Source organism: Paenibacillus rigui (assembly GCF_002234615.1).
In the GTDB taxonomy this organism is placed as follows: domain Bacteria; phylum Bacillota; class Bacilli; order Paenibacillales; family NBRC-103111; genus Paenibacillus_S; species Paenibacillus_S rigui.
In genome coordinates this window covers 78,338-92,984 of record NZ_NMQW01000034.1, presented here as the reverse complement: position 1 = coordinate 92,984, position 14,647 = coordinate 78,338, and the positions used below count along the sequence as shown (strand labels likewise).

Annotated in this window: 12 protein-coding genes and 1 pseudogene; 4 read left to right on the top strand and 9 right to left on the bottom strand. The window is 49.1% G+C overall.

Annotated elements, in window-relative coordinates; translation table 11 throughout:
* Positions 1-95 precede the first annotated feature (95 nt).
* Positions 96-944: a DUF92 domain-containing protein gene (locus CF651_RS22225; RefSeq protein ID WP_094017070.1), complete on the top strand. Its 849-nt coding sequence runs from the start codon at positions 96-98 to the stop codon at positions 942-944.
* A 137-nt stretch (positions 945-1,081) separates the two neighbouring features.
* Here the strand turns inward: CF651_RS22225 and CF651_RS22220 are convergent, their stop codons facing one another.
* The 7 genes from CF651_RS22220 to CF651_RS22190 form a co-directional block, all read right to left on the bottom strand.
* Positions 1,082-3,559: a beta-propeller domain-containing protein gene (locus CF651_RS22220; protein ID WP_094017069.1), complete on the bottom strand. Its 2,478-nt coding sequence runs from the start codon at positions 3,557-3,559 to the stop codon at positions 1,082-1,084.
* A 152-nt stretch (positions 3,560-3,711) separates the two neighbouring features.
* Positions 3,712-5,364: a diguanylate cyclase gene (locus tag CF651_RS22215; protein ID WP_094017068.1), complete on the bottom strand. Its 1,653-nt coding sequence runs from the start codon at positions 5,362-5,364 to the stop codon at positions 3,712-3,714.
* A gap of 125 nt (positions 5,365-5,489) precedes the next feature.
* On the bottom strand, positions 5,490-5,834 hold the full coding sequence (locus tag CF651_RS22210; protein ID WP_094017067.1) for a LapA family protein: 345 nt from the start codon (positions 5,832-5,834) through the stop codon (positions 5,490-5,492).
* A gap of 99 nt (positions 5,835-5,933) precedes the next feature.
* Entirely contained in the window at positions 5,934-7,724 is a 1,791-nt protein-coding gene (gene pepF / locus CF651_RS22205) for an oligoendopeptidase F (protein ID WP_179232935.1), read from the bottom strand.
* Between the two features lie 208 nt (positions 7,725-7,932).
* Positions 7,933-8,118 (bottom strand): hypothetical protein, encoded by a 186-nt coding sequence (locus CF651_RS22200; protein WP_094017065.1) that lies wholly within the window; start codon positions 8,116-8,118, stop codon positions 7,933-7,935.
* Between the two features lie 181 nt (positions 8,119-8,299).
* Entirely contained in the window at positions 8,300-9,097 is a 798-nt protein-coding gene (locus CF651_RS22195) for a TerC family protein (protein WP_094017064.1), read from the bottom strand.
* A gap of 264 nt (positions 9,098-9,361) precedes the next feature.
* Entirely contained in the window at positions 9,362-9,595 is a 234-nt protein-coding gene (locus tag CF651_RS22190) for a hypothetical protein (RefSeq protein ID WP_094017063.1), read from the bottom strand.
* Between the two features lie 214 nt (positions 9,596-9,809).
* On the opposite strand from CF651_RS22190, the gene CF651_RS22185 reads away from it, so the two are divergent.
* The 3 genes from CF651_RS22185 (at position 9,810) to CF651_RS22175 (ending at position 11,876) form a co-directional block, all read left to right on the top strand.
* Complete coding sequence (locus CF651_RS22185; RefSeq protein WP_094017062.1) at positions 9,810-10,508, top strand: class I SAM-dependent methyltransferase; 699 nt, start codon at positions 9,810-9,812, stop codon at positions 10,506-10,508.
* Positions 10,509-10,618: 110 nt separating this feature from the next.
* Positions 10,619-10,816, top strand: a complete 198-nt coding sequence (locus CF651_RS22180) for a cold shock domain-containing protein (protein ID WP_094017061.1) — start codon at positions 10,619-10,621, stop codon at positions 10,814-10,816.
* Between the two features lie 319 nt (positions 10,817-11,135).
* Positions 11,136-11,876, top strand: coding sequence for a YebC/PmpR family DNA-binding transcriptional regulator (locus CF651_RS22175; protein WP_094017060.1), 741 nt, complete (start codon positions 11,136-11,138; stop codon positions 11,874-11,876).
* A gap of 184 nt (positions 11,877-12,060) precedes the next feature.
* On the opposite strand, the gene CF651_RS22170 is transcribed toward CF651_RS22175, so the two are convergent.
* Together CF651_RS22170 and CF651_RS22165 are read right to left on the bottom strand one after the other, a co-directional pair.
* Positions 12,061-13,227: an MFS transporter gene (locus tag CF651_RS22170; protein WP_094017059.1), complete on the bottom strand. Its 1,167-nt coding sequence runs from the start codon at positions 13,225-13,227 to the stop codon at positions 12,061-12,063.
* Between the two features lie 15 nt (positions 13,228-13,242).
* Positions 13,243-14,575, bottom strand: a pseudogene (locus tag CF651_RS22165) (polysaccharide biosynthesis protein).
* Between the last annotated feature and the right edge of the window lie 72 nt (positions 14,576-14,647).

Below are 14,647 nucleotides of genomic sequence, written 5' to 3'. Positions count from 1 at the left end.
CATCTACGCAAATCATATTATAATGTGTATAGTCTGTAAATCATTAGTTTCCTATTTTCATCCACAAAAAGAGTATAGAAAGGGGCACGCAATTTATGCTGGAATGGATCGTTGGACTCGGCTGCAGTGTCATCGTTGCAGGTGCCGCTTTTGCAAAAAAATCGCTTTCTTTGTCCGGTGCTTTGGCAGCGGTTGTCGTTGGGACCTTGCTCTATGCAGCGGGCAATGCGGCCTGGTTCGGAACGCTGCTGGTATTCTTTATCACGTCTACTTTATTATCCAAGTGGAAGCATCGGCAGAAGGCATCGGTGGAAGCGAATTATGCCAAATCCGGACGCAGAGATGCGGGACAAGTCATGGCGAACGGAGGCTTGGCTGCTGTGATGTGCCTCGGTAACCTGCTATGGCCAAGTCCTTTTTGGTGGGCTGCATTTGTCGGAATTATGGCTACCGTGAATGCAGATACGTGGGCGACGGAGATCGGCGGATTGAGCCATTCGCAGCCCCGATCCATCGTGAGCGGAAGGAAGGTGCCTGCCGGCACCTCCGGAGGGGTGACGCGGCTCGGCTTGACGGCTTCCGCTGCCGGAGGCTTGTTGATAGGAGCATCGGCCTGGGTGCTAAGCGGTGGGGAGCTGAACCCGGCGAATGTACCTGCCAATGGAGCCCAGGATCCCGGGGCAGCCTATTCCCTGTGGTCTTTGCTCGTACTGGGAGGTATAGGCGGGACAATAGGGTCGTTGGTTGATTCATGGCTTGGGGCGGTATGCCAGGTCATGTACCGATGTCACATATGCGGCCGCGATCTGGAGAAAAATAGCCACTGCGATACGGCTGCGCAGCATATTCGCGGCTTCAAATGGATGACCAATGATCTGGTTAATCTGACCAGCTCTGTCATAGGAGGGGCCTGCAGTATTGGTTTATACACTTGGCTTATCTGAGAGCAGCCGTTAAGCAAATAAAGACGCCTCCAAATCCACATCGGAATGTGGTTGGGGGCGTCTTAGCCGTTGGAAGGCTCCGGTTTTCTCAAAGCTGTTCCACACCGGGTCGGGACAATACCCTGTGGGGGCTGGACTTAAGGAAGCGTCACAGACCCTACGTCCTTGAAGGAGGCGAGCTCGGTAGCTTTTAACATTTGCTCGGAGGAAGTGTACAGCGTAGTTCCTATGGACAGAATACGTCGAATATTACGTTCAAAGGCCGAGCCGTATTGACCGGATTTATCATAATCCTCTTGTGTCAGATGGGTAATTTTCCCCTGCAGCTTAAAGCCGCCGGTTAAGTCCAGTTTATAGACGTAAGCCCCTTGGAATGTGAAGCTGCCGTAACGCAGAGCTGCATTCTCTTTTACTGAAGAGGCTGGGGAGCTGGTATGGTCGACTTCCCGAACGGTTACTGGAAATGCAAGAATTCCTTGCTCTTTCGAATAAAGCAGCGCTTTATGATTGTGCAATAGCTCGGAATCGGTGCCGCGGTCCCCGATATTTTCCGTATAAAGCACCTTCGGATGTTCTACGTCGGTCACATCAAACAAGGCCATTTTCATCCCTTGGTAAAATACACTGGATGGCTGCATGCCTGTCACACTGGGTAAGTCATTGCTCACTTCCAAGGTATCCTTGCCGAAGCCGATCAAATGATTTTCATCGTAAGGATGCAAGTAATTGCTGTAGCCCGGAATTTTGAGCTTGCCGAGAATTTTTGGCTCCTGAGGCTGTTTGAGATCAATCACGAAGAGCGGATCGACGGTACGGAAGGTGACCATGTAGGCACGGTCTCCTGCATAGCGAACGGAATAGATTTGTTCCCCTGGGGCAATGTCCTCTATGTTTCCGATTGTTTTCAACGATTCATCCAGTACGTACATTTGATTCGTTGTTACATATTGATTGCTGCTGTCCATCTGACCTTGAGTCGTGGCGATGCGGAAGTAGCCGTTGCTTTCGTCCATTGCAAACTGATTGATGCTATGACCGGGTACTTTGCCGCGGCCGGCATACCGGATTTTGCCTTCACCCATACCGAACTTGTAGATGACACTATGTTCTTGCATGGGGAAGGCGATGCGCCTTTTGGATTCGGCGATATCTTGCGGCTGCACGGGTACGGAGGTGTATTCATTTGTTACAACGTATATATTGTTGGGAGACGCATACACCTGACTCCCGGAGCCAAGATAGCTCTGTACAGACATTTTCTGATCGGGCTGCTCCAGATTAACACCCCCGATCATCAAATAATTCGGCTGAACGGATTCCGGAAAATATCGGATATCCTCATAGCCGATGTGGATGAATTCATCTCCAGCCGCCGAGTCCTTATAAGCCGGAGCCGGGTAGTTCGGGGCAGAGGAGTTCTCCTTCAGCTCCGACAAATTGCCGCCCTTGACTCTCAGTATAGGGTAGTAGCCAAAATGCTTGTTCGCTATCAGGTAAAGCGAGCTGCCTACCTTGCGGGAGGATACGTAGGAGCCTTCAAGCTCAACCTCGCGCACTTTTTTTAATGTGCTGCTCCGATTACCCAGCTCGTAGATGATCGCTTTGGTCGTTACCTGCTGGGGACGCACGGGAAGAACGGCGATTTTCTTCATCGTTGCTGCTCCATCCACAGGCTGTACGGCAGGGGCGGAACTGTCTTGTGATCCGGCAGGCTGTATGGAACGATCCACAGGATAGTGAGTGCTGCCGATAACCACCATTTGTTTATCGTCAATATACAGCTCTGCTGCACGGAAATTGACATCCTCGAACGTCAAGGCTTGAACAACCTTCATCCTGTCCGCGGGATAGGCTTCGGTAATGATGACCCGGTTGCGATTCACCTGGTAAATATAAGTTCCATCGGTTTTAATCATATCCGACTCATCCACACCTTCAACCTGAACATTGGTCGTGGAATAGGAGGGAGCTGGATTGGACGGGGCTGCCGCCGGGACAGAGGCCGCGCTCTTTTCCTTCATGGTCGTGACCGGCTCCCGCTGGACTGCGACCGAGCTATCCTCTAAGGCGATCATAGAGCCAGGGGGCATAGTTATAGCATAGCCGGCCGAGGAAGCTTGCTGCAGCAGCTGCTGCAAATGCTCTTCCGTCCCAATGGCAGGCAAGGACTTGGAAGGGTCCACGATGGAGACCGTTTGGTTTGGCCCATCCCACATAACATTGAAGTCAAAGGACTCGCTGAAAAAGCGAAGGGGCACGAACAATTTGCCATTCTCCATACGCGGAGCCGTTTCCAGCTGGATTGGATGGTCTTGACGCGTCGCCTGCCTATCATCAACGGTTAACCCGATGTGGAGCTCCTCTTTTTTTGCAGTTGCGGTACGGCGGGTCTCGTCCCAGTCCACCTCAACCCCCAAGGCTTCGGCTATGTCCCTTAGCGGAACCATAAGCGTACTGTCCATCATGCGAGGCTCGGCACTGAGGCTCATCGCCTCCCCGTTCAATTGCAGGGCGATGCCTGATCCGGGGACAGGCTCGGCTGCAGAAGGCAGTGAAGCGCCAGAAGAAAATACGGTGCATGCCAGCAGGCAGGCTAAAGCTGCTATTTTTTTCATGAAATCCCTCCGACATCGTTTGGATGAAGCTTCATCTTGATGTAAAAGCTTCTTTCAATTCTCTTAACGTAATTGAATTCCTTTTTGTTCCAGACAAATACAAGTTCATACAAAAAAATCCGCCTGCTCCGATGAGGAACTTGCGGATTTGTTTATGCTTCACATTGGTAAATTCTTGATAAATTCCGGCCATCCTGTTTGGCTTGATACAGCGCTTTGTCCGCGCGAATGAACAGCTCCTCCGGATCCATGTCGCGCGATGGGGTCATCGTGGCTGTCCCCAGGCTGACGGTGACAAGGGTCGTTTCCGAGCGGTTGTGCACGATTCGCAGCGATTCCACAGCCTTCCGCAGCTTCTCTGCAACCTTGTAAGCACCGCGTGTGTCCGTTGCCGGGAGCAGTAGAACGAATTCCTCCCCGCCGTATCGCGCAATAAAATCTCCTGGCCGTTCCGCCGCTTGGCTTAGAGCGACAGCTACCTTTTTGAGACACAAGTCCCCTTGGGCATGACCATGGGAGTCGTTATATCTTTTGAAATTGTCGATATCGACAAGAATCATAGATAGAGCCGTGGCATCACGAACGCCTTGTTTCCATTCGCGCTGGAAGCATTCGTCAAAGCCGCGACGGTTCGCAACGCCTGTTAAGGCATCGACCGTTGATATTTTTTGCAGCAGCTCATTGGTTTCGAGAAGCTGGCGCTCCACATGCTTGCGAGCCGAAATGTCCCGGGAAATAGAAATAATCTCCGTTTGGAGTCCTTGATCATTTAAAATATAACGGGCCGTCGATTCGAACCAAATATAGGTCCCGTCTTTTTTGCGGAACCGGTAGGCGTTCAGATTCAAATGCAGATCGCTCAGCTGCATCTTCTCTTGATAGAGCTGAACCATAAATTCTTCAGGGTGAAAAAATTCATACACCCGGTGTCCGATCAACTCCTCCGGTTCATAACCGAGCAGCGTTTTGGAAGCAGGAGAGATGTAGAGAAACATGCCGTCGAGTGCAATCCGCGCAATCATGTCGGTGGAATTGTCCGCGAGCATCCGGTACATGCTCTCACTTTCCTGCAGCGTTTGTTCCGTATGCTTAGCTTGGGTAATATCCCGAAAAAATGCACTGTACATGTTATCTCGCGGATAAGAATGGACCTCGAACCAACGATTCGAAGGTGCGTAGTACAATTCCTGCTTCGATGAAATTTGTGTTGTCGTGCAGGATAAATAATGATCATACAAAGGGGTGCCGACGGCCTCTGGGAAGCTGTACCAGACGGATCGTCCAATCAGCTTGTCCCGATTGCACTTCATCATCTGTTCTGCGGCTTTGTTCATATAAGTAAAACGGCTGTAAGAATCGATGCAGATAAACCCGTCAGGAATTTTGTCCAGAGCCTCTTCAAGGGAAGGCAGGGACACGGCGGTTTCCCCACTGGCATGCTGGAGTGACCGGAAGGGGGTCGTTTTTTTCAATTCCAGCAGAAATGCACAGTTGGACGCCGTAGAAGGCTCGAGTAGCTTAAGAGCTGCATGTGCGTGAACAGGGTAACCTTCCAGATGAAGGAAGTGGATTTCCTCAGCCGACTCCAAGCGGCTTATGTCCTTAGCGTGCATTCTGGGGTGAAGCAAGGTATGTAAGGGCTCTCCAGCAAGCTGTCCGTTCTCGTAGCCTAATACTTGATGAAACGCTGCGTTGGCTAATCGTATGATTCCATCTTGTGATAATAATGCCATGCCGGATTCAGAGCATTGAAAGGCGATCATGCCCATTTGTAATTGTTCCTGCTGCGTTAAGGGATCTATCATACGTTGGATCCTTCCTACATTATGCTATGTTTGCTAACATTATAAATTACATATTAATGAAAGTTCTTCCAGAGTTCAATGTAAAAATGGAAAATATTCGGACAAAATTTTCTTTAGATTCAAGTCTACTCCACAGGTTTCGTGTCACTGCTGATGGAGGGAGCTGCAGCCGGTGAAGGAGCGGCAGGAGCCGTTACCGTCGTTTCAGTCTGGATTGGTCCCGATTTCAGGTCGTTCAGCTGTTTTTCGAGCGTTTTGATCGTGCGTTTGAGCTTGAATTGCTTGGTTATGCCAATCAAGCCGACGATCAGTCCTCCGAGCAGAGTCGAGCTCAAAATAATTAGAATGAGCGGAGCCGTAGTCTCGGTGAACAACAGATGCACCTGAACCGGCTCTACGTTAATGACAGCGAATAGGGCGGTAACCAAGGCAAATATCAAGATGAATATAAAAGTCCACTGTGCTTTCATTTGCAAGACATCCTTTCAATGAGAAAAAATCAACAAGGCTGCGAACATGATTTGGCCATGTTTGCAGCCTTGTAGTGGCATTATTCTTACGAAAGCAGCTTATTTCGCCAATTGCTCCATTTGCTCCAGCAGGCCTTTGAAGACATCCATGGCTTGTTGAATCGGCTCCGGTGTAGACATATCCACGCCGGCCTTTTTTAGAATATTGATGGAGTAATCGCTGCCGCCGCTTTTCAGGAAGCCAAGATAGCGGTCGATGGCAGGCTGGCCTTCCTCTAAAATCTGCTTGGAGAAGCTGGTTGCTGCGGAAAAGCCGGTTGCGTATTTGTATACGTAGAAGCTGTTATAGAAATGAGGGATGCGCGCCCATTCCATCTCAATATCCTGATCAACGACCATACCGTCCCCGTAGTACAGCTTGTTCAGATCGTAGTAAATTTTGCTGAATTCCTGCGGTGTCAAGGATTCGCCTTGCTCTGCCTTCTCATGGGTAATCTTCTCGAACTCGGCGAACATCGTTTGACGGAACACCGTCGTCCGGAATTGATCCATGTAGTATGTGAGCAGATACATTTTTTCCTTCGGATCGGTCGATTTCTTCAGCATGTAATCCATCAACAGCGCTTCGTTCAAAGTGGAAGCCACTTCCGCCAGAAAAATAGTGTACTGTGCGTAACGGTAAGGCTGATTTGCATCGGATAAATACGAATGAATGGCGTGGCCCATTTCGTGAGTCAACGTAAACATGCTGTTCAAGTTATCCTTATGGTTCAGCAGCACGTAGGGGTGAGTACCGAAGGCGCCCCAGCTGTAGGCCCCGTTGCGTTTGCCCTCATTCTCGTACACGTCGATCCAACGGTCGTTAAAGCCCTCCTGCAAAATATTCAAGTAATCCTGGCCAAGCGGCTTCAAGCTGTCCAGCACCGTTTGCTTCGCTTGCTCGTAGGTAATATCCATTTTATATTCATCCACCAATGGCGCGAACAGATCGTACATATGCAGTTCGTCCACCTTGAGCAGCTTTTTGCGGAGCTCCATATAACGGTGCATCAGCGGCAAAGATTTATGAATCGTATCGATCAGATTCGTGTACACTTCTTTGTTGATATTATCGCCGTACAGCGACATTTCCAGCGTTGAAGGGTACTTGCGCGCTTTGGAGTAAAAAATATTTTTTGTAATGTTGGCGGACAAGGTGGCGCCGATGGTGTTTTTATTTTTGGCGTACGTGTCGTACATTGCCTTGAAAGCTTCTTTACGAACCTCGCGGTTGCGGCTTTCCAGGAACTGAATGTAACGGCCATGCGTCAGCTCGACTTCTTCGCCCTGCTCGTTTTTTACTTTCGGGAATTTCAGATCGGCATTGTTCAGCATGCTGAAGATCGTTCCCGGCGCCTGGGACAAATTCCCGACCTGGGCAAGCAGCGCTTCCTCGGCCTTGGACAGCACGTGCTGCTTCTCGCGAACCATTTCCTCAAGCGTTCGTTTGTAGAAGCTAAGCTCAGGATTGGCAATCAGCTTGGTTAGCTCCTCATCGGACAAGCTCAATATTTCGGGGGAGATGAAGGAAAGGGCCTCCCCGGTTTCGACGCTTAATCTCTTCGCTTTATCGGACAATGCCTGATATGTAGGTTCTGCTGTATCCTCGTGATGCTTCATGTTCGCATACACGTACAATCTTTCCATATGTAAGGAGATCTCGTCTTCCAGCTTAAAGCACTGCTTAATCGCTGCCGGCTCTTTCAGCCTGCCTTGAAAAGAAGCTACCTTTGTTAAGGCTTCCTTGACTACTTGGTACTCTTGATCCCAAGCCTGTTGATTGGGGAACAGATCCTCCAACTTCCAACGGTGCTCTTCCGGAACATCTTTACGTGTAAGTACTTGATTCATGGGAGCCCTCCTTGATATTTTGGATGGTTTGGTTGTGCCTTCTGCCGATAGCGGAGCGGTCAATACCGTTCCGGTCAACAGCACGCCCGTCATGACCAGGGGAAAAAAACGCATTGCGCACACGCTCCCTGCAATTTTTTTCCTAGTATGACCGGAATGTAGCTTCATTATAAAAAAAATACGTTTCGATGTAAAACAAAGTGTTCAGCTATCCTTGATGCAAACTGAAAAAGCTGTAAACGATCAGGGAGAACGAGAAGGCGACCATGACGAGTGCAAGAATGGCCAATGGCCGTTTCATGCTTGCTGGCAGCGTATCTTTTTTCATAATGAGGATCAGGGCAAAGCAGAAAGAAACGATAATAAAGGTAAGAATGGAAGCACTGTTGCTCATAATAAAGGTCACCTCATCTGACGGCGTGGTTGAATTCATAATACGGGCGGCATGTGTGTAAATTTCTTCGTCTGTCAGCCATTTCCTTTATTATGCTCAAAAAATGAGGGAGGGCTGGATGAAGCGCGCCCTCCCTTTAGTCATTGTACGGGATAATGGTTCAAAACAGAACGGGGCAGCTTTAGCCGTTCGACTTAACCAAAACCAATCGTCCTTGCTCATCCTCACTTGCCGTAAAGCTATCGTCGGGACGAATGCCCGCTTCCTGGACAAGCTCGTTTGGAATCGTCAAATGTCCTTTGTCATTGATCGAGACGTTAAAGCCGAACCATTTCTTCCACAATCCGCCTACGAGGACGCCAGCGACAACAAGCACAATCAACGCCCATTTGACGACAGGGTTGGCTTCGAACCAGGAGTGAACCAGGGGGTCCTCCGTCAGCATTTTTCCTGCGGTAAAGGCTAGTACTGCGGCACCGGCATACATAATCCACGGGAATTTTTCCATCCATTTAATAAATAAGGTGCTTCCGGCGATCACGATCGGTACGCTGATCAGTAATCCAAGCACGACCAACAAGAAGCTTCCATGCGATACGCCTGCTACCGCCATCACATTATCGAAGCCCATAACCGCATCCGCCACGATAATCGTTTGAATTGCCGGCCAAAGCTGCTTTTGGGCTTGAATCTCATGATCTTTTTTGTCTACCAGCAGTTTGTACGCAATCCAGACAAGCACGACACCCCCGATCAGCAGCAATGCAGGCAGCTTCAGCAGCCATACGACGACAAGTGTAGCTACGGCTCGAATGACGATGGCTCCGACGGTCCCCCAGATGATGGCTTTCTTCTGATGCTCCTTCGGGAGATTTCTGGCTGCAAGGCCGATCACAATTGCGTTGTCCCCGGCCAGCACGAGGTCGATGAGAACGATGCTGAGTAATGCGGTAAAAAATGCTGCGTCTAACCATTCCATGTTTCATCCGCTCCTTTTTTTGTGTTCTTTTACATAAAAAAGACCTCTACCGGCTCGGTACAGGTCTCTTTGAACACAAAAGACCTCTACCGTAAACGGCAAAGGTCTTGCTAACAACATATCGTTGCCAATAAAGCCGGGGCTTACGCCCGAACTGACGACTTTACTGTGACAGCTACTCCCCTTTGGAGGATTTCTTATGTAATTAACTTCATTATAAAAGGGGGACAAGCCGGAAGTCAAGCCTTCTGGCGCGGAAAAAAATCATACTTCTTTGAAAGCTGCCATAATCGCGTTATATTCTTCTTCATTATCTGTGAAGTCTTCTTTGCGGAAACGGTTCTCCGCCCAATGCATCATGGCTGGACGGCTTAGGAAGGTATGGCATTCCTCGCCCCATTGATCGGAAATCTCACGTAAAATTAACGTCTTGCCATTTTCTTCAACGGTAAGCATGTTCCATTTATCTCGCTTATAAATAAGATGCTGTTTGATCATCGCTTTGTTCTCCATTTCTATAACTGGGCTATCGGCTGAATCATACCGCAAGCCGCTGCGGAAATCAAGTGGAAGGGGGAGGAGGGGCTATTTTTCAGAAAAAAGGGAGTTGCCAGCATTTGTAAGGTGTGTTAAAATTCGCTCTAAGCTTTGCAGAGGTGAAGCGGTTGAAGAGATGAGTTGAGTTGAGAATAGCAGAGGAGAGATGATGAGTATGAACGAGAAGATTTATATGCAAACAGGTGTGGCTATGACCTGCAGGTCATACGCGGAGTATGAAAGGATGTTCGCATTAAAACCCGAGCATTTAAGCGCAGGAGCTATATTGGATGTAGCGTCAGGGGCTTCGTCTTTTGTCGCCGAGGCTTGCCGTATGGGCTATGATGCCCATGCCGCGGACCCGCTGTACGCCATGGATACCGATGAGATCATTGAGCAAGGCAGGAAGGAAATTGACGTTTCCACCGCCAAGCTGGCTGGGATACAGGATGTGTTTGATTGGACGTTCTACGGAAGCCTGGAGCGTCACCGATCGCTTCGCGAAGCTTCCATGCATACATTTGCAGGGCATATGCGGGAATCGGGGGTGGAGCGATACGTATCCGCAAAGCTCCCCGAGCTTCCATTCAACGAGCATTCGTTTGCGTTGGTGCTGTGCAGCCATTTTTTGTTTTTGTATCAGGATCAGTTTGATGAGCAGTTTCATTTGGACGCCATTCGGGAGCTCATCCGGGTATGCCGCCCTGGCGGACAGGTGAGAATCTACCCGCTGCTGTCGCTGCAATGGGTCCGTTATCCACAGCTGGAGCGGTTGATGCAGCAGCTGTCCCAGGATGGAATCAGAGCGGAGCTGATCGCCTCGGAGCTGCCTTTTATCCCCGGATCCACAGAGCTTTTATGCCTCACCAAATGACCGTACAGAAGCCGTTTTTAGGGACTTTTGAAGGTTGATTTATAAAAAAGGTGATGCTATAATATTTATATTCGCCCTTAGATGGCGATACTTCTAGGAGGTTGTTTTCATTGAAAGGTACAGTAAAATGGTTTAACGCAGAAAAAGGCTACGGTTTCATTTCCGTTGACGGCGGCGACGATGTATTCGTTCACTTCTCCGCAATTCAAGGCGAAGGTTTCAAAACACTTGAAGAAGGCCAATCCGTTGAGTTCGAAATTACTCAAGGCAACCGTGGTCCTCAAGCAGCTAACGTCATTAAGTTATAAGATCTAAAAACTTCGATGGGGTTACTTGGAAATCAGCTTGTTCCGGCTATCACGAATGAAGCTTCCTGGTTTCTTGAGAAGCAACCGTCCTCATGCGGCCTTCTTCGAACTTCATCGTAAAAGTTTTCTTATATATTAGTGCATAGCTCTAAAAGAGAAAGCAGTTCTCGGAAATTATATTTTCGGGAACTGCTTTTTTTGCCGTTTTCCTTTGAATTTGGCGTCATCCTCTCACTTCCAGGACGTATTCACTTTGACCGCTAACCTGATTCAATGGTAAAATGATTCATGATACTTATCCATAGGGAGCGTTAATGAAATGAAGTTTAAATTGTTTAAGGACCGTAAAGGTAAAGCAGACCAGGCTAAGAATAATCAGTTCGTTAAACTGGGACGGGAAATATTCGTGGCCGCACGTAAGGGCGGACCGAACCCCGATGCGAACTTTGCTTTGAAAGTGGCGATTGAAAGTGCCCGCCGGATTCATATGCCGAAGGACAATATTGAGCGTGCAATCAAGAAGGCTACCGGTGACGGGGAAAATATCGAGTACGAGGAAATCATGTATGAAGGCTACGGACCAGGCGGCATTGCCATTATGGTCAAATGCTTGACTGATAACCGGAACCGTTCAGCGGCTGATGTTCGTGCCGTTTTCAACAAGCGCGGCGGGAATATGGGTGAGTCCGGCTGTGTGTCCTACATGTTCGACGAGAAAGGAATCCTGACGATCGACCGGGAACTACATGAGCTCGATGAGGACGAGCTGATGATGCAGGCGTTGGAAGCGGGAGCTGACGATGTGAAGGTGAACGACGATAGCTACGAGATCACGACGCATCCGCATGAGTTCGAGAAAGTAAAGACGGCCTTGGAGCAGCAAGGTCTTGAATTTGCCGAAGCTTCCGTGAGCTGGGTGCCGCAGAACACGATCAAAGTGGAGGGCGAGAACGCGGAGAAGCTGATGAAAATGATGGATTCCTTTGATGATCTCGACGACGTTCAAGATGTATATTCCAACTATGAGATGGATGAAGAAGAGATGGCTCGCATCGGCTAGCCGGTTCTTGCCCTATAAGAATTTGTTAGCTTCTGATGAATCGGAAAACAAACTTGTTATGGTTGAACAAAACTTCTGCTTAAAACATGTGAAGAAGGGATGTTTCGGTAAACAGGCTGCAGGGCAGCTTGTTACCGGTACATCCCTTCTTTGTTTGTAAATATAAACGTAAGCCGGGCTTGGTCTATGACTCCCTGATAAACCAATGCAGCAGCAGAAAGCCGATCGCTGCAATGAAGGAGAGTCCGGCACCGACAGCGTACATGAGGTGAGGTCCGCCGCTATTGAACAGCCAGCCGCCGATCGTCCCGCTTAGCAGACCGGCGACTCCCGACCATGTGACCGCATATATCGCCTGCCCGGTAGCCCGGTATTCGTCCGGCACGATGCGTTGAATATAACGGATGACCGTAAACATAAAAATACCGAAGGTGACGCTGTGCAGCGCCTGAATGGCAATAACCCACATGGGATTGTCAACCTGGCTCATCAGAATGAAACGGACGACATAGAGCAGGGAGCAGATGACCAGCAGAGGCAGCTCTTTATAGCGGTGCCCATATTTGCTGAGCAAGAAAAACATGGGAATCTCACTGACGGCGGACACCATCCAAGACCAGCCGACAATCGATTGATCCGCTCCGAGCCTTTGGAGAAACAAGGCAAGAAATCCATCGTTAAAACGATGTGCCACGGAAATGGTGACAACGGTTAACAAGAACAAGAGAAATGATTTGGAACCGATAATCTCGATGACGCCGGCAAAGCTAATTTTTTTGTAGCTTGAGCTTTGAGCATCCCTCAAAAATAATGCAAGCAGAAGCGAGAGGGTGATCGTACCCATGCACAATAAAACGGTCATGCTTGCCCCTTGATGCTTCAGCAGCATGCCGAACAAGAGAGAGGCGAAGGCAAAGCCGATGGAGCCCCACACGCGAAAGGAGGCATAGCTTTTTTTCGTGCCGCTAATGGTTAGCAGTGTCAGGCTGTCGTTCAAGGAAGACGTTGGGGTTTGGAAGAAAAAAAACATGGCCATGAACAGCATGAGCCAGCTGAATTGCGTCGTTTGGAATACAAGGGTTGCCATAATCAGCTGCCCTGACAGGATGCCGATTAATATTTTTTTAACCGTACGCGCCCGGTCGCTTATTAATCCCCAGAACAAGTTCGAGACAATGCCCAGCATGGGGCCGATCGAATACAGAAGCCCGATTTGAATCGTGGAATAGCCTTTTGCCTGGAAATAAAGCGGGAAGTAAGAGGTAATAACGGCCATCGTCATATAGAAGGAGAACGAAAACCCCCGAAGCATAGTATGTCTAGGTCTGGGAAGTGTTTGCCCGTGAGTCATTGATGTCCCTCCTTTCTATGATTTAAATGTCATGCGCAACGGCTGTCTTCCGGTAGTCCGTCCCAGCTCTCGAAGTACAAACCAGACAACTGCGGTTTCCGCTGCCACCCCCAGTGACTGAGCCAGAGCCCCGATCATTCCGTTCCAGCCTGGACTCATCCAGACACCCAGCACTAGAGTGATCAAGGTTACCGACACATTGGCTGCTTGAGACCAAACCATAACCTTGGTCTCGCCCTTGAGCATGATCATGCCGTTGCCAAAGTCCAGCCAAGGAAAGACAAGCGTGGTAATCATAAAGACACGTAAAGTATCCAGACTTGCGTGCATTAATCGTTCATTGACGCCCATCACGGTTTGCATAAACCAAGGTCCGAGCGGTGTGTAGGACAGAAGTGCAATCAGCAGCCCGGGGATGAAGGCGAGAATGAAGGTAAAGCGGATGACGGAGCTTGGATCTTTCCGGTAAAAGTTCAATACGATTTGATGAATGTAGGAGAAAAAGCTTTGCACAAGCTGTGTCAAGCTGGCTGCAATCGCGAAGGAAGCGACAGCCAGTTGAAAGTCCATCGTTTTTCCCAGAAAGGCGTTAACTGCGGGGCCGATAATAACGGCAATGATGGAAGAGAACAGCAGCGGCCTGTAAAACTGGAATATTTGACGGGGACGCTCGACCGGATGATCGGGCTTTTTCTCCGGAATTTGCTTCAGCAGGGATCTTCCCTCCCAGAAGCTGACTCCCGCTTCGATCATCATGCCCGATAAAAATATAATGGCTCCGACTTGCCCGCTGTTCACCTGATTGGTTTGAATGAAATAAAGCGACAGCAAATACATGGCGACGAGCCGAATGATCATGCCTATCGTTAACCATTTGGTCCGCATATTGAATATGATGATACCATGATACAAACAGCGAAGGCCGGAGAAGAAGCTTACAAACATCAATATTTTATAAACATCCAGCATGGGCTGGATCAACGATTCCTCGACCCCGAAAAAATGCAAAAAAACCCATTTGCCAATGGGGGAATAACAAATGAGGGCACCCAGAAGCATGATGCTGGCAAAAATATACCAGCTGATAACGGACATGGCCCGAAAGGAAACGCGGTCCCGCACGAGAGCCGAGCAGGTTTGTCTCATTAATACAGCCGGCCGCTCCGTATCCGAGTATACTTAAAGGCAGCGCATAGCTTGCTATAATAATTTCCGGATTCGCAGAACGGGCGAGCGTACTATTGATAATAACGTGAGAAATGGTGACCAGACTTGCTGAAATGCCGAGCGGAATAAAGAAGGTAAGCAGTTGACGGAAGGTCACCTGCTGCTCTGGATGACTACTCATAATGACATGACTCCTATTTGCATGGAAAATTACCGCACACGCGGCTGGTTTGCTTCAAAGAAACGAGCGCTC